We start from the raw sequence: 22,606 nt of genomic DNA on the forward strand, positions 1-22,606 counted from the left end.
TCCGTCGATCAACCCTCAAGGGGTTGAACTGATGGGGTGGATACCCACGGTTCTCTCGCGTCGCGCCTGTCGGAAGCCGATAAAAAAGAACAACACCGCTGAAAACGTCGCTGCTTGGTTGTGACGGAATTTGACAGGCCCTTGGTTGATCTGCCTGATTGCGATAGACGGTAAAACCGGATAAATACCGTCATGAATTCGACAAACGGCAAAGCGCTGACAAAAAGACGTGACGGACAAGACGCTGAAGGGGCTGTTCTTTGCGCATCAGCGTGAACTGCATGCCTATCTCACCGAAAAATTGAAGGATGCCGATATCGCTGCGGACCTGACGCAAGAGGCATTCCTGCGTTATGCCGAGCAAAATCGGGCTGGGCGCGCCGTTGTGCTGAACGAGCGATCCTATCTCTATCGAACCGCGCACAATCTTGCCGTGGATTACGTTCGCCAGAAGGCGCGTCAAAAAACGGATGCCGCCGCGCATGATGAAATGGCGAGCCACCCCGATGATCGCCCGTCGCAGGAAGATGAGGCGGATGCGCGGCAAAAGCTGGATCGGCTACGCTCGATCGTGGCGGAACTGCCGGAGCGGACACGGCGGATATTTGTATTGAACCGGGTCGAGGGATTGAGTTACGCCGAAACCGCTGAACGCCTTGGCATATCGGAAAGCTCCGTGCAGAAACATCTGGCCAAGGCGCTGTTGCACGTCACCAAACGGCTGCGGCCGCAATAGCGAAAATAAGCTGCGGAACGTTACCGGATAGAGACGCCTTGAACGTCTCATTAAGGACAGCGTCTGACGTGGCGGTGCAAGAACATGGACCGAAGTGTGGGACACCGAGACGACAAAGAACAGATCGAAGCGGAAGCTGCCGAATGGGTCATCCGGCTCGGCGGCGATTCGCCTGACGTGCAGGCGCGCGCCTCGTTTCAGCGCTGGCGCTCTCAAAGCGTCTATCATGCCGAGGCTTTTGAATTCGCACAAAACACCTGGGGCGATCTTGCGGGACTGCGTGAGGCTCCCGGCTTGCTTTCCTTCGATCGTGTCTCCTCAAAACCGGACACGGAGCGGCTGCTCGCCCATATGAGCATGCCGCGTGCGCCCCGAAGGTCGCTCTGGTCCAGGGCGGGCATTGCCGCGATCTGTCTTGCCGCCGTGATCGGCGTGTCGAGTTTCTGGTATGGCAGCCCCATGACCATGATGATTGCGGATTACCGGACGTTGCCTGGCGAACAGCGCAGCGTGACCTTGCCGGACGGCAGTGTCGTGGACCTGTCTTCCGCAAGCGCGATAGCCTTGCACTTTTCCGATCGCGAGCGGCGCGTCGAACTGCTGGAGGGAGCCGCCTACTTCACAGCCGCGCCCAAGGCAGGGGGCGAAAACCGCCCGTTTGTCGTCGAGGGCGCGGAGGGGACGGCGACGGCGCTTGGCACGCAGTTTGTGGTGGACCGTCTGCCGGACGCGGTTGAGGTGACGGTGGTCGAACACGAAGTTCGTGTGAACCTGACCGATCCGGACCATCAAACCGCCAGCGCCATTCTGGCCCCCGGCCAATCCGTCCGCTATTCAGCACGGAGCGGTCTGGGCAAGGTTCAGGAGAAGGATGTCGAACTGGCGGCTGCGTGGCGACAGGGAAAGCTGGTTTTCGACCGGGTGCCGCTGGCCGATGTCGTGGCCGAACTCAACCGCTATCGCCGGGGCCGCATCGTCATTGCTAACCCCACACTGGCAAACCGCACGGTCAGCGGCGTGTTCGAGACGCGGGATCTCGGCCGGGCGCTGGCCACCATCACGCATGAACTCGGCATCGTGTCTGCCTCCGTTCCGCCGCTCGTGACGCTGCTGTACTGACCCGGCGAAGGGTCAGTTTCTACAGACACAAAAAAAGTCAAAAAAACCTTACCGGAAAACATGAGCGGATTCGTCTTATTTGCGAACCGGCGGAAGCAGCCTTCCGCCTGCGTAAGCGAGTGACGAAAGGGTTTTGTAATGGGGGTAAAGGTGGGACACAGCAGCCGGGGCCATGATGTTCGCCAGCGGCTCGGATCGACGGTCAGCGTGGTTGCGCTGGCAATCGGCCTGTCGCTTGCCGGTTCGACGGTCCTTGCGCAGCAGAGCGCCTCAAAAAACACGGCCCAGCCGCAATCCATCACCTTCAATATTCCCGCGCAGAACCTCAACAGCGCGATCCTGTCCTTTGCCAACAAGGCGGGCATCCAGGTCTTCTACGATGTTTCTCGCGTTGAAGGGCTGCGCAGCACCGCCGTTCGCGGCGCCTATTCCCCCGAACAGGCGCTGGCTCAACTGCTTGCGGGCACGGGCGTCTCCTATCGCTTCTCCGGAAACAGCGTCTCCTTGAAAAAACCGGAGGCTGCCGCAGATTCACCGATTGGCGCCGACGGGTCGACCGTTCTGGAGACGATCACTGTGCAAGGGCAGGGCGGCGGCGCCACGGAAGGAACAGGGTCATACACGACCAGTCAGATGAATACGGCGACCGGCCTGCCGCTTTCCATCCGAGAGACACCGCAATCGGTGACGGTGGTGACACGCCAGCGAATGGAGGATCAGGCCAGCAATTCGTTGCAGGATGTCCTCGAAACAGCTGGCGGCATTTCTATTCAGAAGTATGACAGCGATCGGACCGAATATCTGGCGCGCGGCTTCACGATTGGAGAGTTCCAGTATGATGGCGTGGTGATCCAGAACGAAGGAGTCTACGATTTCGGTCTCACCAATCCCGACACGACAATCTATGACAGGGTGGAGATCGTGAAGGGCGCCAACGGCCTTCTGCAAGGCTCGGGAAGTCCAGGCGCCGCCGTCAATCTCGTGCGCAAGCGGCCGACAGACACGTTCCAGGCCTCCGTTACGGGAACTGCGGGATCCTGGAATGCCTACCGCACGGAGGCCGACGTATCGGGGCCTATCAACCCCGACGGATCCTTGCGTGGTCGCCTCGTCGGCTCATTCGAGGATACCGAATCCTACCTCGATCATTACCAAAAGAAGTCCTTTAGTCTCTATGGCATTCTGGAGGCTGATGTTACCGACAACACGACATTGTCGCTCGGCGCCGACTATCAGCAGAGCAGGCCGCGGGGCACGAGTTGGACCGGACTGCCGATGTTCTTCAGCGACGGCAGCAGGACCGATTTCGACGTCTCGACCAATCCGGCGACCGACTGGAGCCGGCGCGATACCTTCACCAACAATTACTTCGTCACGCTCGATCATGAATTCGACAATGGTTGGCAAGCCGACCTTACTTACAATCATCGCCGGAACGGACATGACAGTGTGTTAGGCTCCGCAGGCAGCGGCTATCCAGACCCGGTTACCGGGGCGGGAGTCTATCAGTATGTTGGCAAGTATTCCGGTCGTTTGACCCAGGATACTGTCGATGCCAAGCTATCCGGTCCCGTCGAACTATTCGGTCGCGAACACGATCTTATGTTCGGCGCAACGGCGTCGCACAAAACGACCAAGGGGCCGCTCTATGGCTATGGGGGCGTCAACTACGATCCATCCGTACCGGACTTCTTCGCCTGGGACGGCGGCGCCGATGAGCCCGATTTCGATCTGACGGGGCGCTACGAGAACAGCCTGACGCAGTATGGCGCCTATGCAGCGACCAGACTTCGCCCGACAGACGATCTGTCTGTCATCCTGGGCAGCCGCATCAGCTGGTATGATTATGACGACCAGGGATCTTACGACAATGCTACGGCGAGCTGGAGCGGCGCGAGCCAGTATTCGACGAATGGCAAGATTACCCCATACATGGGGGTGGTTTACGACCTGACCCAAGACTGGTCGGTCTATGCGAGCTATACTGGCATCTTCAAGCCGCAGGGAAACCAGGACGTAAACGGCGCTTATCTCGATCCTGAAGAAGGCCACAGCTATGAAGCTGGCGTGAAGGCCGAGTTGTTTGATGGCAGGTTGAATACGAGCGCCGCCGTCTTCATGATCAAGCAGGACAATCTTGCCGAGACGGCTGGATATGATGCGGATCTCGGGCGGTATTATTACACGGCTGCCGACGGCGTGACGACGAAGGGCTTCGAGATCGAGGCTTCCGGCGAGATCATGCCCGACTGGAACGTTTATGCGAGCTACACCTATTCCCACGCTCGCAAGGCGGATGGCGAGAGGGTTTTTTCCTTCATCCAGACTACCGCGCCCGAGAATGTCGTCAAGCTCTATACGACCCACACGCTTCCAGGCGCATGGGACAAGCTGACCATCGGCGGCGGCGTGCGTTGGCAGGACAAGATCTATGGTTATGTGTGGAGCCCTGCGAACGTCTATGAGGACATCACCCAGAAGAACGTGTTCCTGGTTGATCTGATGGCGAAGTACGCGCTGAACGAAAAGGTGGCCATCAACTTCAATGTGAAGAACCTCCTGGACGAAAAATACTACGTCGGGCTTGGCAATTTCGACACCGGGTATTACGGCGAGCCGCGCAGTTTCAGCGTTTCCACCAAGTTCAAGTTCTGACCGTGTTCGCCCTGACGCGACGCGTCCTGAACAAGAGTGCGGCGGCATTGCTTGTGTCGCCCTCCTTCGCCAGGGCTGAGGTCGGGATCTATCCGCGGGTTATCGAGCATTCCTTCGGGCGCACCGAGGTGCGCTGGACGCCGCGCCGGCTCGTCACCATCGGCTATGGCGACGAAGCGCCATTCCTCGCGCTTGGGCACAAACCGGTTGGCATCGTCTATTCCGGTATGTTTCCCAGCGGCATGACCCCCTGGTGCGAGCAGAAATTCGGAGCACAAAAACCGGAGCTGCTTGATGGCGGCATGATCGATTTCGAAGATATTGCGCGTCTGAAACCGGACTTGATCGTTGGCGTATTCTCGCAACTCGACGCGGTTTCCTACGGGCGGCTGAGTCAGATCGCTCCAACCATTGCTTATCGCAGCGGGCCGTGGCGAGCTGAGTGGCGCGAGCAGACGGAAATTGCTGGCGCGATCCTTGGACTGGATGATCGGGCAAGACAGCTCATAGACGAGACCGAACGCCTTTTGCGAAGCTATGGCGACGCCTATCCTGCCCTGAAAGGCAAGAGCTTCACCTTCGGCTCCTATTTTGCCGGAAGCAGCAGAATAGTCGTCTATCTTCCGGGCGAGACGCGGGTCGATTGGATGATCGAAATCGGCATGCGACCCTCCCGCGGCGTTCGGCGGCTTGCCGAGGCAGGCGGCGGCCATGTTTCATCCGATGCCAGCCTCGAAGACCTCGAAAGCGTAGCCGCCGATCTTTTGGTCATGTGGTACGAACCAGGTGCTCGTTCGGCGCTCGAAAGCCAAAGCCTATTCCAGATGTTCTCGCCCGTGCGGCAAGGCCGATACGTCGCGCTCGATGACCCGACGGAGATCTGGGCGGCTTCCTGGCCGAGCGTTCTGGCCATTCCCTACGCATTTCCGGGGTTCCTCCCGCGACTGGCGGACGCAGCCAAGAATTCAGAGAGACAATGACAATGCACGCAAACGCACACGCTCTTTCGGGCGCGCTCGACCATGATCACGAGGCCTATGTGGAGGATAATTTCCTGGCCTTTGTGGTGTCGATTGGGCGCCTGACGCCATCCATGATGCGGGTGGTGTTGAAGCTTGATGGTGGGGAGCGGTTGCTGGGCAGCGGGCATCCGGATGAGTGGGTGCGTCTGGCGGTGCCGGCGGATGAGGCGACGCCGGTAGTGCTGCCGGTGCTCAAGGAGAATGGCCGGTGGGAGATGCCGGAGGGATCGGACTATGCGCCGAACCGGCCCTATACGGTGCGCCGCTGGAATGCGGAAAGCTCAGAGATGGTGCTCGACATGGTGGTGCATGAGGGCGGCGTGGCGGCAGGCTGGGCGATCAAGGCCAAGGTGGGCGACGTTGTCGGGATCTGTAATCCGGAAGGCCGCTTCTGGTTGCCGAAGGGCAGCCGGTGGCTGTTGATGCTGACGGATATCACCGGCTTGCCGGCGGTCGGCCGTGTGCTGGAGGAACTGCCTGATGGGTTCCCGGCGGTGGTGCATGTGGAGATCCCGTCGGATGCCGATCGTCAGGAGATCGGGGAGATGATCGAGACGGTGGCCGATGTGGAGGTGAGCTGGCACGCCTGCCACGGACTGCGCCCGGAGCGGCCCGGCTATACGGAACTGCCGCGCATCGCACGCGAGATCACCACGCTGCCGGAAGGGCCGGGCTATATCTATATCGCCGGGGAAGCCAAGGCCGCAGCCGAGTGCCGCAAGCATTTCCGGGATGCGCTTGGCTTCGACAAGCGCTGCATCGATGCGGTCGGCTACTGGATTGAAGGGCAGGCTCGGGTGTGAGCGCGGCGGTTCTCATCAAGGCTGGCGAGAAGGCGCGCGCCGCGAGGCCCGGACATGCGGCGCAGATGGCCGTGGTCCTCTTTGGTCTTGGCCTTCTGGCGGCCCTGTCGATCACCAGCCTCTCGCTCGGAGTGCGGCCTGTCGCTCTCTCGACCGTGCTGGAGGCGCTGTCGGCTTATGATGGCGGCTCAGTCGATCATATCGTGATTGTCGATTACCGCCTGCCGCGCACTCTTCTGGCTTTGTTGTGCGGAGCGGGTTTCGGCGTGGCGGGGGCGCTGATCCAGGCGGCGACGCGCAATCCGCTCGCCGATCCGGGCATCTTGGGTGTCAATGCCGGGGCGGCCTTCTTCGTGACACTGGCGGTCGGGCTGTTCGGCTTTCCGTCGATCCATGCCTATCTTTGGTTTGCTCTTCTCGGCGCCGTGCTGGTGACGCTGGCCGTCTACGGGCTGGGCATGGCGGGCGGCGGGATGGCTGGACGGGGTGGCGCAAGCCCGGTGCGTCTGGTGCTGGCGGGTGTGGCGCTGTCGGCGGTGCTGGGCGGCATTAGCTCCTCGATCACGCTTTTGAACCCGCAGGCCTTCGATGCCATGCGGCAATGGGCGATCGGCTCGGTGGCGGGGCGCGACATGGATGTCGTTGTCGCCATCACCCCCTTTATCGGTATCGGCCTTGTGATAGCGCTGTCGAGCGCAGGTTCCCTGAACGTCGTGGCGCTCGGCGAGGATCTCGCCCGCGCGCTCGGGGCCGGTCTTGTCCGCACCCGGATTTTGACGCTCGTTGCCGTAACCCTGCTCGCCGGGGCGTCGACTGCAGCCTGCGGACCGATCGGCTTCATCGGCCTGATGGCGCCGCATGTGGTGCGCTGGTTCACCGGGCCGGACCAGCGCCTGATCATACCCATGACCATGATCTATGCGCCGGTGCTGATGCTGTGCGCCGATATTGCCGGTCGCCTGGTGCTTCATCCGGGGGAGTTGGAGGCCGGCGTCGTCACCGCCTTCCTCGGCGCGCCGGTGCTGATTGCGCTGTCGCGGCGCAGACAGGCGGGTGGATTATGACAAGGCCATCTCGTCGTCCGCCCCATCCTGCAAGGCTGGAGTTCGGCCGCGTCGTTTTCGCCATTCGCCTCTTATCTGGCGGCCTGTCGTTCCGGCTCGATAGCCGTACGCTCACTTTGGCACTGGTTCTGCTTGTTCTCACCGCGTCACTCGCGGTCCTGTCGCTTCTGAGCGGCAGATATCCCGTTCCGTTGGCCGAAGTGCTCTGGGCTTTGGGGGGCCAGGGCGAGGACATGGTGCGGACGGTCGTGGTGGAATGGCGCTTGCCGCGCGTGGCGCTTGCCGTTCTGCTCGGCGCGGCATTGGGCGCGAGCGGCGCTATCTTCCAGAGCCTGACGCGCAATCCGTTGGGAAGTCCCGATGTCATCGGCTTCTCCGCCGGCTCCTATACCGGCGCGCTCATGATGATCCTGCTGTTCTCCGGCGGGTACTATCAGACGGCGCTCGGCGCGCTGGCGGGCGGTATAGTGACGGCAACCGCCGTCTACCTGTTGGCCTGGCGGCAGGGCGCGCAGGGCTTTCGGCTCATCATTGTCGGCATCGGCGTTGCCGCCATGCTGTCGGCCTTCAATGCCTGGATGATCCGCGAGGCGGAGCTTCAGGTGGCGATGGCCGCCGCGATCTGGGGAGCAGGCTCGCTGAACGGGCTTGGCGTGGAGCAGCTTTTGCCAGTGGCGCTGGTGCTCTGCGTCCTGTTGCCGCTGGCGCTTTTCCTGTCGCGCCCGATGCGCCAGCTGGAACTGGGCGAGGATGTCGCGCGCGCCTCTGGTGTCGATGCAGGTCGCACGCGGCTTTTGCTGATGGTGCTCGGCGTGACGCTGACGGCGCTTGTCACGGCCACGGCGGGGCCGATTTCCTTCATCGCGCTTTGCGCGCCGCAGATCGCCCGGCGGATGACCCGCTCGGCGGGCGTCGCGTTCCTTCCGTCGGCGCTGACCGGCGGGCTGCTGCTGCTTGCCGCAGACTGGGCCGCCCAGCATGCGCTGGGTCCGCAGCTTCCCGTCGGGGTCATGACCGTCAGCATCGGCGGGGTCTATTTCCTATTCCTTCTTCTGCGCGAGGGTCGCAAATGACCAGGACACCTGCCCATCCCACGCCCGCGCGCCTCTATGCCGATACCGTGACGCTGCGTTACGCCGAGCGCACGATCTCGCGCAATCTGTCGGTCGCCATTCCCGATGGGTCCTTCACCGTCATCGTCGGGCCGAATGCCTGCGGCAAGTCTACGCTCCTGCGCGCCTTGTCGCGGCTGCTTGCGCCATCGGTGGGTCAAGTGATCCTCGATGGGCGCAGACTGCGCGATATCCCGACCAGAGAGGTTGCCCTCCGCCTCGGCCTCCTGCCGCAGTCCTCCACCGCGCCCGACAGCATCACGGTTGCGGATCTCGTGGCGCGCGGGCGCTATCCGCACCAGTCCTTGCTGCGCCAATGGTCGAAGGCCGATGCGGAAGCCGTCATCGCCGCAATGGAGGCGACCCGTGTGACGGACCTCTCCGGGCGGCTGGTGGATGAGCTGTCTGGCGGCCAGCGGCAGCGTGTCTGGATCGCCATGGTGCTGGCGCAGGAGACGCCGCTGCTGCTGCTCGACGAGCCGACCACCTTCCTCGACATCGCCCACCAGATCGAGCTGATGGATCTGCTGGCCGATCTCAACGCTGAAGGCCGCACGATCGTTGCCGTGCTGCACGATCTCAACCATGCCTGCCGCTATGCCACGCATCTGATCGCCATGAAGGATGGCGCAATCCTTGCTGACGGCAGTCCGTCTGCCATCGTCAGCGAAGGACTGGTCGAAGACGTCTTCGGTCTGCCCTCCGTCATCATCCCCGACCCCGTCACGGGCTCGCCGCTGATCGTGCCGAAGGCGCGAGGCAAAACGGGCATGAACGCGCTGGCGAATGTCGATCAGCCAAAAACAGAGGATCTGACGCGAGAAAGTTTTACCGAAAGCGGCCCTCTCTTTCGTCATAGCTCTTGCAGCAACCGAACGGAAGGAGGGCACGGTGGGTGACCTGTTGAAGCGCTTCGTAGCCTATTATCGTCCCCATCGCGGCCTGTTTGCGCTCGATTTCTCCAGCGCGGTCGTGGCCGGGCTGTTGGAACTGGCCTTTCCCGTGGCGGTGACGCTGTTCATCGACAGGCTGCTGCCGACAAACCAGCTCGGCATGATCGCGCTGGCCTCTCTTGGCCTGTTCCTCATCTATCTGGTCAACGCGGGCCTGCAGGTCATCGTCACCTATTGGGGGCATATGCTCGGCCTCAAGATCGAGACCGAGATGCGCCGAAAGGCTTTCGACCATCTGCAAAAGCTCTCCTTTGGCTTTTTCGACAACCACAAGACCGGTCATCTGGTGGCGCGGCTGACCAAGGATCTCGAGGAGATCGGCGAAGTGGCCCATCACGGTCCCGAGGATCTGTTCATCGCCATCATGACGCTGATCGGCGCGCTTGCCCTGATGCTGTGGGTGCATGTGCCACTGGCGCTTTTGACGGCGATCATCGTGCCGGTCACTGCCATCCTCACCACCGTCTATGGTCAACGGATGACGGCGACCTGGCACGCACTCTATGGCCGGGTGGGCGAGTTCAACGCGCGCATCGAGGAAAATGTCGGTGGTATCCGCGTCGTCCAGGCCTTCGCCAACGAGGATCACGAGCGGGCGCTGTTTGCCGAGAATAACGGCAATTATCTCGCCACCAAGCTTGAGGCCTATAAGGTGATGGCAGCGTCCATGTCGCTGTCGTATCTCTCCATGCGCTTCGTGCAGGTGGTGGTGATGCTGGCCGGCGCATGGTTCGTCGTGCGGGGTGAATTGACCGCCGGCGGCTTCATTGGATTCCTGCTGCTGGTCAACGTGTTCTTCCGGCCGATCGACAAGATCAACTCGATCATCGAGACCTATCCGAAGGGTCTCGCCGGCTTCCAGCGCTATTGCCAGTTTCTCGACACGCGGCCCGATATTGCCGACCGGGGCGATGCCAAAACCGTCGCGAAGCTGAAGGGGGATATTGAATACCGCGATGTGTATTTCGGCTATGGCCCGCAAAGGCTAGTCTTTGAGGGGTTGAGCCTGTCGATCAGGGCCGGCGAGACGGTCGCTTTCGTCGGCCCATCGGGTGCGGGCAAAACCACGATCTGCTCGCTTCTGCCGCGCTTTTACGAGGTGACGGCTGGTGCGATTGCAATCGACGGCACCGATATCAGGGATATGACGCTGAAGTCGCTGCGCTCCCATATCGGTATTGTCGCCCAGGACGTGTTCCTGTTTGCCGGCACGATCAGGGATAACATCGCCTATGGCCGTCTGGGCGCCACGGAGCGTGAGATCTTGGATGCGGCGCGCCGCGCTAGGCTGGACGATGTGATTGCAGCCCTCCCGGCCGGCCTCGACACCATCATCGGCGAGCGCGGCGTCAAGCTCTCGGGCGGGCAGAAGCAGCGGCTGGCCATTGCCCGAATCTTTCTCAAGAACCCGCCGATCCTGATCCTCGACGAGGCGACCTCGGCGCTGGACACCGAGACCGAGCGCGCGATCCAGCAATCGCTGGCGGAGCTGGCGCAAGGCCGCACCACACTTGTCATCGCCCACCGGCTCGCCACCATCGCCAATGCCGACCGCATCCTCGTGGTCGACGACGGCCGCATCGGCGAACAGGGACGCCATGCGGACCTGATTGCCTGGAAGCACGGGCGCTATAGCCAGCTTCACGCCGCGCAAGCCGCCGTTTCCATGATTGCCGCCAACGCCCCGAGCACACCCGCTGCATCGCTTGCTGGCGAATAACAAGAGAGGAAGACGAATGCGCCTGACCCGGCATTCCGAAATCGCCATCGCTATTCTGACCGCCTGCGCCGGAGCGCCGGGCAAAACCATTCGCACGACGAAGGCGGCGGGAGCGGCCAAAACAACGAAGGATTATGCCGCGCATGTCGTGAACGATCTCGTCCACAAGGGCTTCCTGAAGACGACGCGAGGCTGCCAGGGAGGTATTAAACTTGCGGTTCCGCCACTGGATATCCTGCTCGGCGACGTGTTGAGGCGCATGCAGCCTGATCTGGCGCGTAACGCGAATGTTGGCGTGAGCGTTGAGCCATCGACCGCCAACGCCGCCTTCGCTGCAATTGTGGGCGCAGCAGAAGCCACCTTTCTGACCTTCATGGACCGTTTCTCAATCGCCGATCTGGTTAGCGAGATTGCGGGCAAACGGGTCGACTGCCTCGACTGTGAACTGCTCAACCCCGCGCGCCGAAAACGGGACAGGGCCGCCGCATTCACGAGCATACTTTATCGCCAGGAACAATCCGCCTCTCGTTTGCAGGATGAAGCCGACATCGGCCTCATCGTCGCGGAGTGCGCAAGAAGGGAAAGAAACCATCATCATGCCAACGCCTCCAGGTGACCGCAACCAATGCCGCCAGTATTCCGCCTGTAACCTACGCGCCGTCCTTTCTATCCCGGCCCTCGCGGTGGCGGCGATGATGGCGTTCGTTCCCGCATATGCGCAGGAAACCAATGGCAGTGCGCAAAAACAGTCCGTCAGCGGTGCGATCAAGCCCGCCGAAAGCGCCCAGGAGCACACGCCGGAAAACGCCATAGCGACCGGAGAAGCCGTACCTACCAAGAGCCGCCAACCTGTTGCAGGAGCATTGGACCGGCAGGCGATCGGCAATACCGCAACGACGCCAGCCGTGGCGGAAAGCGTTTCGTCGGATACGGCGGGCGAACTGCCCGCCGCTGCCCAGGAGACAGCAATCGGCAGAAAACCCGTCGCAGGAAACGCCACTAGGTCGCAAGCAATCGGAGAAACGGCCCCGGCGCTTCTCGAAGATCCTGCAGGCGCGATCTCGTATATGATGGCGTCATCCGAACGTCGCGCCGATCTGCCGCATGACCTTTCTCCGATCGGCATGTTCCTCGCCGCCGATTGGGTGGTCAAGGGTGTCATGATCGGCCTTGCCTTTGCATCACTTATCACCTGGACGGTATGGTTTGCCAAAACCATCGAGCTGACCGGGGCGAAAGCGCGGGCCGGTCGAACGCTCAAGACTATCCGCACCTCCAGAACGCTTGCCGAAGCCGTTGGCGGCAATGGAAGGCAGCGTGGCCCTGCAGCCCTCATGCTGCGTGCGGCGCAGGAAGAGGTGGGCCTTTCGGAAGACGCTATCGATCACGCAGGCGGCGACGGCTTGAAAGAGCGCGTTTCATCGGCGCTTGGCCGGATCGAAGCGTTCGCGGGCAGGAAGATGTCCAAGGGAACCGGCCTTCTCGCCACCATCGGCTCGGTCTCACCCTTCGTCGGCCTGTTCGGGACCGTGTGGGGGATCATGAATTCCTTCATCGGAATTTCCGAATCCCAGACCACTAACCTTGCCGTCGTCGCGCCCGGCATTGCAGAAGCCTTGCTGGCCACTGCCATGGGCCTCGTCGCCGCCATTCCCGCCGTGGTGATCTACAATATCTTTGCCCGCTCCGTGGCCGGTTACCGGCAGTTGCTGGCAGACGCGGCGTCCGGCGTTGAGCGGCTGGTGAGCCGCGATCTCGATTTCCGTAAAGCATACGGAGCGAAGACGCCTGACGTCGTGCTTGCGGCTGCGGCGGAGTGATATGTCATGGCTGGCGGTATCAGGGACAATAGTGGCGGCGACGATCTTACGGAAAATCACGAGATCAATGTCACGCCCTTCATCGACGTGATGCTTGTTCTGCTCATCATTTTCATGGTGGCGGCGCCCTTGGCGACGGTTGACGTTGCGGTCGATCTGCCCGCATCCACGGCAACACCGAGCCAAAAGCCCGACGAGCCACTCTACCTCACGCTGAAAGCCGACCTGTCGCTTGCGCTCGGCAACGATCCGGTGGCGCGCGAGGCGCTTGCGTCTCTCCTGGATAGAGAGACGCAAGCCAACAAGGATACCCGAATCTTCCTGCGCGCCGACAAGGGCGTAGACTACGGGGAGTTCATGAATGTCATGAACCTGCTGCGCGATGCCGGCTATCTCAAGATCGCGCTTGTCGGGCTGGAAACCCTGCCGCAGCCAGTTTTGTCGCCGGACAATGGGCAAGCAGGCGAACAACCTGCAAGCGACGGTCGCCAGCCCACTGCCGGAGCCAGACCATGAGCGGGGGCAGAGTCGCAAAAGCCTCGTGGGCAGACGAGTTCCAGGGCAGGATGAGCGCTGGCCGGGCGATGTTATGGACAAGCGCTGGAATCATCGCGCTTGCCGGTCATGCCGGCGCCGTCGCATGGGCCTTGCGCGAACCGCCCATGGAGATGGCCGATAGCGCCCCGCCACCGGCGATCATGATAGAACTCGCCGCCGAACCGCAGGCGATCAATACCGAGATGAATGAAATCTCCGAGCAGATGGAGCATTCACAGGAGGTGAAGAGCGATACGGCCGAACCGGTCGAACAGCCGCAGGAGATTGTCGAGCCGCCGACCCCGCAGGATGATATCCCGTTGAAACAACCTGTCGAGGACGTCGCCGAAGCCAAGCAGGAGCCGATGAAGCCGCTGGAGCCTGAACCCGAACCGGAGATCGATCCGATCGAGGAGCGGGTTTTGACAAAGCTTGAGAAGGTCGAGGTTCCGATCCCAGTCTTCCGGCCGCAACAACTCGCGGAAAAGCCGGTCGAAAAGCCGAAGCGGAAAAAGCACGACCTGGCGAAGAAACAGGAGCGAAAGAGACCTAGCCCAGCGTCGAAGACGTCCACGAAGGCGGCCGCGCAGGTTAAACAGTCCAATCGCAATGCGGCCAACCAGAGAACGGCAGGCATGGGCTTCAACTCCGTCTCTCCCGCCAAATGGCAATCGCGACTCATGGCCCATCTCGAGCGGCGCAAGCGCTATCCGTCCGGCGCGCGTTCGCGCGGCGAGCAGGGCACTGCCTATGTGCGTTTCCGCATAGACGATGCCGGCAACGTGCTCTCCGCCAGCCTTGCCCGTTCGTCCGGTTTTCCCGATCTCGACAACGCGGTGGTCGAGATGGTCAGGCGTGCATCGCCGGTTCCGACACCGCCGCCAGGTGTCAACAAGACCATCACAGCCCCGGTGCGCTTTACCGTAAGATGAGCGCCCAGTCGGTCCAAACCTGTGATCTTGACCAACCAACGGAACGGACAGTGATCGTACCCTCAAATAGATTCTGACGGAGCGGGGTGACAACACATCCATCTGCGCAACGATGAAATGGCGCTGGGCACATGAGGGAGCTGAACAATCGAGGTCTATCAACTCCAAACGACCTGTCGATAGCGGGCCTCAACAATACACGGCACTCTAGACCGACCGAACGAGCAGCAAAAAAGGTGGTCGCGCGAATCTTTAAGGAATGTAAAGCAGGCTTATAAGCTGACCTAAAAGCATAATATAAGTCTCGATCACAAGCAAATATCTCGCTACAGCGACATGTGAAATTCATAAAATATTGTAAATCGGTGCGCTTTTGAGTACGGGTGAGCCTCGGGATTCTTAATAATCTCTGTCGCGGCAGAAATATTCCACTGCTATTTACCGGACTTCACCAAGAACATTATTTACGTGTACCGCTGTTCGATTCTGTTCAAGGTGAAACGATTACTCCTTTCGTTCATCTTTGAAATGGGTATCTCAAGTTAAATATTCGAAAGTGGGAACCAAATTCCTCTACAATTAGGTGAAAGTGGGTGCATCGCGCGGAACTAGCCGACCTGCCTTCAGAACTCCGCCACCTTACCCCAGGCCGAGGCCATGAAGCGGGAAGGGTGGTAGGGCTTGGGATCGACGATGGGTTCGGCCCCAGTAACGATATCGGCGATGAGATGGCCGGCGCCGGGGCCGATGCCGAAGCCATGGCCGGAAAAGCCGGCAGCGAGGATGAAGCCCGGCAGGGTTTCGACTTCACCGATGCCCGGCACGCCATCCGGTGTGGAATCGATATAGCCGGCCCAGCTTGCGGTGATCTTCGTCTTCTTCAGTTCGGGCAGAAGCGCCAGCGCCCGTTCATGCGTCAGGCGGATAGTCGCCTGATCCGGGGTGGGATCGAGAATGCGCATCTTCTCCATCGGCGTCGGCCGGTCGAGTCGCCAGCGGGAAAGCGTTTCATAGCCGCTCTTCATGCCCTCAAGGCCGCCTGGCGCCAGGCTCTTCCAGCGCTTGAGGAACATCGGCAGGAATTGCGGCGAAAAGCATAATTGCTGCGGCGTGACGTCAACGCGCCCGCGCCCGCTGATCGCCAGAGTGTGGCCGCCATCACCGCGTGCGGTGAGCGAGATTTCGGCCGTGTGCAGCGCCGGCGGAATGCCCTCCGCGCTGCCCGAAACGGAGAGGATGGAGGATCGGATCGAGGCCTGCGGAAAGCGGATTCTCAGTTGCCGGCAGAAGGATGAGGCCCAGGCGCCGCCGGCCAGGATTGCCGTCCTGGTGCGGATCGTGCCCATTTCGGTGACGACGGCGCTGAGGCGCCCGCCTTCCGTCTCGACGCCGCGCGCCGCACAATTCTGGATAACCGCGCCGCCGAACTTGACGATGGCGCGGGCAACGGCGGGCGCTGCACTGGCCGGATCGGCAATCCCGTCGGTTGGCGAGAAGACGCCGCCCTTCCACGGACGGCCCGTCGCGCGGCCCTTTTCCGCCGCTTCCGATGCAGAGAGCATATGCGTCGTTACGCCGACGGTCCTGGCGAAATCGCGCCAGCGCGCCCAGCCGGCAATCTCGGCTTCGTTGTTACTGAGATAGAGGAGGCCGCAGCGGCGGAAGCCGGTATTCTCGCCTGTCTCGGCAGCGAAGCGTTCCCATAGATCGAGGCTCTTCGTGGAAATCGGCAATTCGCGCGCATCGCGGTTCTGCTGGCGACACCAGCCCCAGTTACGGCTCGATTGTTCCGCGCCGATGCGACCCTTCTCGATCAGCACGGTCTTCAGGCCGCGCTGCGTCAGGTAATAGGCCGCGAATACGCCGACAATGCCGCCGCCGATCACGACGACGTCGGCGGTCTTCGGCAGATCGGAGGGTGTGTCGATGAGGGCAAGCGGGGCGGGCATGGCAATCTCCAATTCTGCCCCTACACTATGTGCAGGCCATCCGCATGCGAAACCGGAGTGCCTGTCGCAACGGCAGAAAATGCTGGTCGTCACCCGCGCATCGAAATCTTCTGCGTCATGTCCTATTTCGCGGCTTGATGGACAAGGGATCACTCTATGCTAACGTTGCTTCAAACATGCGGCAGAATTTTATGCTGCACAATAAAGGGGAAGGCGGCGGACCGATGATGAAACTCGACCGGACGGATATCAAGATCCTCTACGAACTGCAAAAGAACGGCCGCATCACCAATGTGGAACTGGCCGATCTCGTGCATCTGTCGCCGAGCCCGTGCCTGATGCGTGTAAAGCGTTTGCAGGCGGAAGGCTATATCGAGGGCTATTCGGCCCAGATCAATCTGGCCAAGCTCGGCCAGACGCTGACCGTTTTTACCGAAATCACGCTGAAGAACCACCGCCAGGTCGATTTTGCGCGCTTTCTGGCAGTCGTCGCCAAGATCGACCAGGTAATCGAATGCCACCTGGTCTCGGGCGGCTATGATTATCTCCTGAAATTCATCACGGCCGGCATAGGCGAATACCAGACGATTATGGAGCGGCTGACCGATATGGACATAGGTATCGATAAGTATTTCAGCTTCGTCGTGCTAAAATCGCCGATTGTGAAGTCGCATCTGCCGCTGACAAGCTTGTTTCCAGTATGATATCGATCCGGTGGATGCGGCGCCCTCTTCTCCCCTTGGTGAGAATTGCCGAACGCAGTGAGGCGATGAGTGGCTCCCAGCTCGCTCAGTGGCAGAAATAACCCCATCCGGCCCTTCGGGCCACATTCTCCCCAAAAGGAGAAGGGGAACAGCCGTCAAGCCCCGCCATACTGCCGGACCAGTTCCGGCTCCAGCACGAGATTATCGAGCCAGGTCGGGTCGAGTTTCGGCACGGAGGAGAAGAGCAGTTTGGAATAGGGGTGCGTCGGGGATTTCACGTCCTCGCGGGTCAGGTGCTCGACCTTCTCGCCGCGGTACATGACCATTATCTCGTCGCAGATCGCTTCGACCACGGAGAGGTCGTGGCTGATGAAGATGTAGGAGAGGTTAAGCTCGCGCTGCAATTCCTTGAGCAGTTCGATGATGGCTGCGGCAACGACCGTGTCGAGCGCCGAGGTGATCTCGTCGCAGATGATGAGCTTGGGATTGGCGGCCAGCGCGCGGGCGAAGTTGATGCGCTGCTTCTGGCCGCCGGAGAGTTCCGACGGGTGGCGGTAGCGCACCGCCTTGGACAGGCGCACCATGTCGAGAAGTTCATCGACCCGGGCGTCGCGCGCTTTGCCCTTGAGGCCATGATAGAAGCTGAGGGGCCGTCCGAGAATGTCCTCAATGGGCTTGGCGGGGTTCAGCGCCGTATCAGCATATTGGAAGACGATCTGCATTTCACGCAGCGCTTTTCGCGAGCGTCGGCGCGCGTTGGGATCGAGTTCCTTGCCGTCGAAGATGATATTGCCGGCACTTGCCGGCAGGATGCCGGCGATGCAGCGCGCGAGTGTCGACTTCCCGCAGCCGGATTCGCCGATAATGCCGAGATTACGGCCCTTTTCGACCGAGAGGCTCACCGAGCGGACAGCCTGCATGAAGGGCAGGCCGTCGGCTTGGATCGGGCCATAGCCGGCGATGACGTTTTCGATTTGAAGCAGCGGACGCGCCTTGTCCTCGCGCCTGCCGGCAAATTGCGTTTCCTTCGGCTCGAAGGCGGACAACAGTTCCCGCGTGTAAGGATGGGAAGGCGCCGAAAGAATCGTCTCCGTCGCGCCCTCCTCCTGCACCTCGCCGCCCTTCAATACGACGATGCGGTCGGCGATCTGGGCAACGACGGCGAGATCATGAGACACATAGACGCCGGCAATGCCGCCGGCTTTCATCACTGACTTGAAGGCCTTTAGCACGTCGATCTGGGTCGTCACGTCGAGCGCGGTGGTCGGTTCATCGAAGATGACAAGTTTCGGTCCGCCGATCAGCGCCATGGCGGCGGCAAGCCGCTGTAACTGGCCGCCGGAGACCTGATGTGGATAGCGCCCGCCTATGGTTTCGGGCGAGGGAAGCGACAAGGCCCTGAATAGCTCAATGGCGCTGGCGCGGGCCTGGTCAGCCGTCATAAGGCCATGGATGCGGGTCACTTCGATGACCTGATCCATAATTGTCTGCGACGGGTTGAAGGCTGCGGCGGCGCTTTGCGGCACATAGGCGACTTCGGTGCCGCGAATGCCGGCCCGCTCGCGCTCGGAAAGCTTGGCCATGTCCTTGCCGTCGACCAGCAACGCGCCATCGGAAATGCGGCATCCGGGGCGGGTATAGCCCATAAGCGTCAGGGCGATCGTCGTCTTGCCGGAGCCGCTTTCGCCGATCAGGGCTACGATCTCACCCTTGGCGATCGAGATATCGACGCCCTTGATGATTTCGTTGCGGCGTCCGGCATCGGTGGTCGCCTCGACACGCAGGTTCCTGATTTCGACGAGCTTGTTCATCTCAGGCGCTCCTGTCGCGGATCTTGCGGGGAAGGTTGTCGATCAGCAGGTTGACGCTGATCGTCAGGCTGGCGATCGCGATCGAGGGTGCGATGATCGCTGCGGAGCCGAAGGACAGGCCCTGAATGTTTTCGTGGACCAGCGCGCCCCAGTCGGCGAGCGGCGGCTGCACGCCGAGGCCCAGGAAGGAGAGGCCGGAGAGCAGCAGCACGATGAAGACGAAGCGGATGCCGAAATCGGCCAGAACCGGCCGGATGATATTCGGCAGGATTTCCGAAACGGCGAGATAGAGCGTGTTTTCGCCGCGAATGCGGGCCACCGTGATGAAATCCATCGTGTTGACGTTCACAGCCAGGGCGCGGGCAAAGCGGTAGGAGCCTGGTGTGTAGATGAAGGCCAGGGTGAGGATGAGCGCCGGCAGCGAAGAGCCGACGGCCGCCACGACGACGAGGCCGAACAGCTTGCTCGGAATTGAGATCATCGCATCCATGAAACGGCTGAGTGCTGCATCAAACCAGCCGCCGATGACAGCGGCAGCCATACCGAGGATCACGCCTGAGGAGGAGGCTATCAGCACGCCGGCCAGCGCAATGCCGAGCGTGTAACGCGCACCGTAGATGATGCGGGACAGCATGTCGCGCCCCAGATAGTCGGATCCCAGCCAAAACTTGGAACTCATCGGGCCGAAATAGTCGATATCGACGATCTTGCCGACCGGATAGGGCGCGATCTGCGGGGCGAAGAGGGCGACCACGGCCCAGAACAGGATCACGGCGAAGGCGAGAACGCCGACAAGGCTGAACGTGTAGCCGAAGACGCCGGGAGAGGCGGAGGTCGTTGGGGCGCTTTGCGTCATCAGCGGAGCCTCGGATTTGAGATGATGGCGATGATGTCGGCAATCGTGATCAGGATCATATAACCGGCGCAGAAGATCACCGCGCAGGTCTGGATCAGCGGCAGGTCGCGGGTGGCGACCGCATCGACCATGAGCTTGGCGATGCCGGGATAGTTGAAGATCGTCTCGATGATGATAACGCCGCCGATGAGGTAGGAGAGCGAGAGCGCCAGTGCATTGACGATGGGACCGAGCGCATTGGGCAGCGCGTGGCGCAGAACGATGCGGCTGCGCGAGGCGCCTTTGAGGAGCGCCATTTCGACGTAAGGCGTCGCCAGCGTCTCGATCACGGCGGCGCGGGTCATGCGGATGATCTGCGCGGACACGACGAAGGTCAGCGTCAGGACCGGCATGGCATACATGCGCAGAAGGTCGTAGAACGAATGCACCTCGTTGACGAAGGAAATGGCCGGAAGCCATTTGAGATAGACCGCGAAAATCAGCACTGCGGTCGAGGCGACCATGAATTCCGGCACGGATATGATGCCGATGGTCAGCACCGTGACGAGGCGGTCGTAAAGCGAGCCCCGCATGACAGCCGAGGTGATGCCGAGCGTCAGCGCGAAAGGGACGGAAATGAGCGCCGTGATCCCGGCAAGCTGCATCGTGTGGACAAAGCGCCCGGCGATCAGCTTCGCAATCGGCATGTTGTTGGCATAGGACGTGCCGAGATCGCCGGTCAGGACGCCCAGCATCCAACGCAGGAAGCGCAGGATAGCGGGATCGTCGAGATGCATGGCATGACGCAGGCCGGCCACGGCTTCGGGCGTCGCGGCCTGACCAAGCAGGATCGTCGCAGTGTCTCCAGGCAGCATATTCGTGGCGAAGAAGACAGCGAAGGAAACGATCAGCAGCGTGATTACTGCGACGACGATCCGCTTGGCGATCATGCTTGCGATATCAGCGTTCATGGAAAACCTCCAGCCGCGCTGCCCTAAGCAGGCAGCAACCCCACTTTTTCATCAATGGCGGTTTGAAAAAAGAGCCGATCGTCGCCCGGATGCATTTGGCGCGATTGCCGGTGCATTCCAGGAGATATCAAGACCGCGCATGCTCCGGGAAATCCAGTTTCCCGGAGCATGCGCGGTGATGCGATCAGGCTTCGAGCCAGATGTATTCGGCCATGGCGTAGCCCATCATGCCGCCAAGCGGGTTGGCCGTCAGGCCCTTGACCTTGCTCGAAATGGCGTCGGCGTTGGTGATATAGGCCGGAATGATGGTGCCAGCTTCCTCCGCGATCATCGTCTGCATCTCAGAATAGATGTCGCGGCGCTTGGCCTGGTCCAGCATGCCGCGCGCTTCAACGAGCATGGCGTCGAATTTCGTCGACTTGTACTGGCTCTCGTTCCACGGCGCGTCGGACGAGTAGAGCAATGAGAAATAGATATCCGGCGTCGGACGCGGGTTGATATTGCCGAAATGGATTGGCGCTTGCAGCCAGTATTTATCCCAGTAACCGTCAGACGGCACGCGCTGGACGTCGAGGTTGAGGCCGATTTCGGCTCCAGCTGCCTGCATGATCATCGCCATGTCGATGGAGTTGTTGGCTGCATCCGAAGCGATCATAGGGATCGCTTGGCCAAGGACGCCAGCCTTTTCGAAATAGTGCTTCGCCTTGTCAGGGTCGAAGGCTTTCGGCTTCAGATCCGGATTGTGGAAGAAATTGGCCTTGGAAATCGGTTGGTCGTTACCGACTTCGCCAAAGCCGCGCAGCGCCGCTGTGACGATCTGCTCGCGGTCTACGAGATATTTCATGCCCATCACGAAATCGGGCTTGTTCATATCGAGCCGGATGTTCAGATTGGTGTAGTTGCCGCCGGTCGACTTGGAGAGTTGAAAGCCGGTCTGGCCCTCGACGAGCTTGGCCGAGCGAGGATTGATAGCTGCGGCAAGCTGGATGTCGCCGGCCAGCAGGGCGTTGACGCGGGCGTTGTCATCGCCGATGGCGAAGAATTCGAAAGAATCGAGATAGGGCGCGCCCGACTTCCAATAGTTCTTGTTCTTCTTGACGATTGAACGGACGCCGGGCTCGAAGGTTTCGAGGGTGAAGGCGCCGGTGCCGATTCCCTTGGAAAAATCCGTCGTGCCGTCTTGCACGATCATGAAGTGGTGCAGGCCCAGGATGAAGGGAAGGTCGGCGTTAGCAGCAGCAAGGACGATCTCGACCGTAATGGTGTCTATCGCCTTGATTTCCGACATCTGAGCGGCGATTTTGGCGACCTTGGAGCCGACAGCCGGGTCAAGATGGCGCTTCAGGGTGAAAACAACGTCGGCTGCAGTCAGCGCTTTTCCGTCATGGAAGGCAACACCCTTGCGCAGGGTTACGGTCCAGGTCTTGGCATCCTTGGTCTCAAGCTTTTCGGCGAGCTCCATCTGCGGCACGCCATTGGCGTCGATAAAGGTCAGACGATTGTAAAGAGAGCAGCAACGCACATAATCGGTGCCCAGCGAAGCCTTGGCTGGATCGAGCGTATCGGCGTTGGAGGACGAAAGGCCGGCAGCCTTGAAATGTCCGCCCGAGACAGGCGTTGCGGCGACTGCCTGTTCAGCGCGGCCGAAAACAGCGCCGCCAGCGGAGAGCGCCACGCCGCCTGCCAGCATCATTTTCAGGAGATCGCGACGCGAAGCGCCTCGACGGATGGCCTCTTCGACGCGGGCGTCGTCGGATTTCGTCCAGTTGGAAATTTTGTCAGTCATGTCATTCCCCTTCTTTGCTTTGTTTCGGGCTTGTATCCGTCTTGCGCGGACTTTCCGGCCCGGTGTGTGATTTCACG

At 60.9% G+C, this 22,606-nt stretch carries 19 protein-coding genes; 14 read left to right on the forward strand and 5 right to left on the reverse strand.

Annotated elements, in window-relative coordinates; genetic code table 11:
• Positions 1-229: 229 nt before the first annotated feature.
• From M2360_RS25005 to M2360_RS25065, 13 genes are all read left to right on the forward strand, one after another.
• Positions 230-736: an RNA polymerase sigma factor gene (locus M2360_RS25005; protein ID WP_280778105.1), complete on the forward strand. Its 507-nt coding sequence runs from the start codon at positions 230-232 to the stop codon at positions 734-736.
• Positions 737-820: 84 nt separating this feature from the next.
• Entirely contained in the window at positions 821-1,855 is a 1,035-nt protein-coding gene (locus M2360_RS25010) for a FecR family protein (protein WP_280778106.1), read from the forward strand.
• Between the two features lie 150 nt (positions 1,856-2,005).
• Entirely contained in the window at positions 2,006-4,510 is a 2,505-nt protein-coding gene (locus M2360_RS25015; RefSeq protein ID WP_280778107.1) for a TonB-dependent siderophore receptor, read from the forward strand.
• A 2-nt stretch (positions 4,511-4,512) separates the two neighbouring features.
• The gene (locus M2360_RS25020) at positions 4,513-5,490 is read left to right on the forward strand and encodes an ABC transporter substrate-binding protein (RefSeq protein WP_280778108.1); all 978 of its coding nucleotides are present in this window, start codon (positions 4,513-4,515) and stop codon (positions 5,488-5,490) included.
• Between the two features lie 2 nt (positions 5,491-5,492).
• Positions 5,493-6,335 (forward strand): siderophore-interacting protein, encoded by an 843-nt coding sequence (locus tag M2360_RS25025; protein ID WP_280778109.1) that lies wholly within the window; start codon positions 5,493-5,495, stop codon positions 6,333-6,335.
• On the forward strand, positions 6,332-7,399 hold the full coding sequence (locus M2360_RS25030) for an iron chelate uptake ABC transporter family permease subunit (protein ID WP_280778110.1): 1,068 nt from the start codon (positions 6,332-6,334) through the stop codon (positions 7,397-7,399). Before M2360_RS25025 ends, M2360_RS25030 begins: the two co-directional genes overlap by 4 nt.
• A complete protein-coding gene (locus M2360_RS25035) occupies positions 7,396-8,472 on the forward strand; it encodes an iron chelate uptake ABC transporter family permease subunit (protein WP_280778111.1) in 1,077 nt (358 codons plus the stop codon). Before M2360_RS25030 ends, M2360_RS25035 begins: the two co-directional genes overlap by 4 nt.
• On the forward strand, positions 8,469-9,410 hold the full coding sequence (locus tag M2360_RS25040) for an ABC transporter ATP-binding protein (protein WP_280778112.1): 942 nt from the start codon (positions 8,469-8,471) through the stop codon (positions 9,408-9,410). Before M2360_RS25035 ends, M2360_RS25040 begins: the two co-directional genes overlap by 4 nt.
• Positions 9,403-11,184, forward strand: a complete 1,782-nt coding sequence (locus M2360_RS25045) for an ABC transporter ATP-binding protein (protein WP_280778113.1) — start codon at positions 9,403-9,405, stop codon at positions 11,182-11,184. The genes M2360_RS25040 and M2360_RS25045 overlap by 8 nt, the downstream gene beginning before the upstream one ends.
• 16 nt (positions 11,185-11,200) lie before the next feature.
• On the forward strand, positions 11,201-11,800 hold the full coding sequence (locus M2360_RS25050) for an Rrf2 family transcriptional regulator (protein WP_280778114.1): 600 nt from the start codon (positions 11,201-11,203) through the stop codon (positions 11,798-11,800).
• A complete protein-coding gene (exbB, locus tag M2360_RS25055) occupies positions 11,721-13,004 on the forward strand; it encodes a tonB-system energizer ExbB (RefSeq protein WP_348529577.1) in 1,284 nt (427 codons plus the stop codon). The genes M2360_RS25050 and exbB overlap by 80 nt, the downstream gene beginning before the upstream one ends.
• Positions 13,005-13,010: 6 nt before the next feature.
• Positions 13,011-13,520, forward strand: a complete 510-nt coding sequence (gene exbD, locus M2360_RS25060; RefSeq protein WP_280778115.1) for a TonB system transport protein ExbD — start codon at positions 13,011-13,013, stop codon at positions 13,518-13,520.
• 146 nt (positions 13,521-13,666) lie between these two features.
• A complete protein-coding gene (locus tag M2360_RS25065; RefSeq protein ID WP_280778116.1) occupies positions 13,667-14,473 on the forward strand; it encodes an energy transducer TonB in 807 nt (268 codons plus the stop codon).
• 623 nt (positions 14,474-15,096) lie between these two features.
• Here M2360_RS25065 and M2360_RS25070 read toward each other — a convergent pair.
• Positions 15,097-16,422: an FAD-binding oxidoreductase gene (locus M2360_RS25070; protein ID WP_280778117.1), complete on the reverse strand. Its 1,326-nt coding sequence runs from the start codon at positions 16,420-16,422 to the stop codon at positions 15,097-15,099.
• Positions 16,423-16,649: 227 nt separating this feature from the next.
• Here M2360_RS25070 and M2360_RS25075 point away from each other — a divergent pair, with 227 nt between their 5' ends.
• Positions 16,650-17,126, forward strand: coding sequence for an Lrp/AsnC family transcriptional regulator (locus M2360_RS25075; protein WP_280778138.1), 477 nt, complete (start codon positions 16,650-16,652; stop codon positions 17,124-17,126).
• 155 nt (positions 17,127-17,281) lie between these two features.
• On the opposite strand, the gene M2360_RS25080 is transcribed toward M2360_RS25075, so the two are convergent.
• The 4 genes from M2360_RS25080 to M2360_RS25095 form a co-directional block, all read right to left on the reverse strand.
• Positions 17,282-18,937: an ABC transporter ATP-binding protein gene (locus tag M2360_RS25080; RefSeq protein WP_280778118.1), complete on the reverse strand. Its 1,656-nt coding sequence runs from the start codon at positions 18,935-18,937 to the stop codon at positions 17,282-17,284.
• Between the two features lies 1 nt (position 18,938).
• Positions 18,939-19,793 (reverse strand): ABC transporter permease, encoded by an 855-nt coding sequence (locus M2360_RS25085; RefSeq protein ID WP_280778119.1) that lies wholly within the window; start codon positions 19,791-19,793, stop codon positions 18,939-18,941.
• Positions 19,793-20,743, reverse strand: a complete 951-nt coding sequence (locus M2360_RS25090; RefSeq protein ID WP_280778120.1) for an ABC transporter permease — start codon at positions 20,741-20,743, stop codon at positions 19,793-19,795. Before M2360_RS25090 ends, M2360_RS25085 begins: the two co-directional genes overlap by 1 nt.
• Positions 20,744-20,927: 184 nt before the next feature.
• A complete protein-coding gene (locus tag M2360_RS25095; protein WP_280778121.1) occupies positions 20,928-22,529 on the reverse strand; it encodes an ABC transporter substrate-binding protein in 1,602 nt (533 codons plus the stop codon).
• Between the last annotated feature and the right edge of the window lie 77 nt (positions 22,530-22,606).

The sequence above is a fragment of the Rhizobium sp. SG_E_25_P2 genome (assembly GCF_029892285.1).
Taxonomy (GTDB): domain Bacteria; phylum Pseudomonadota; class Alphaproteobacteria; order Rhizobiales; family Rhizobiaceae; genus Rhizobium_E.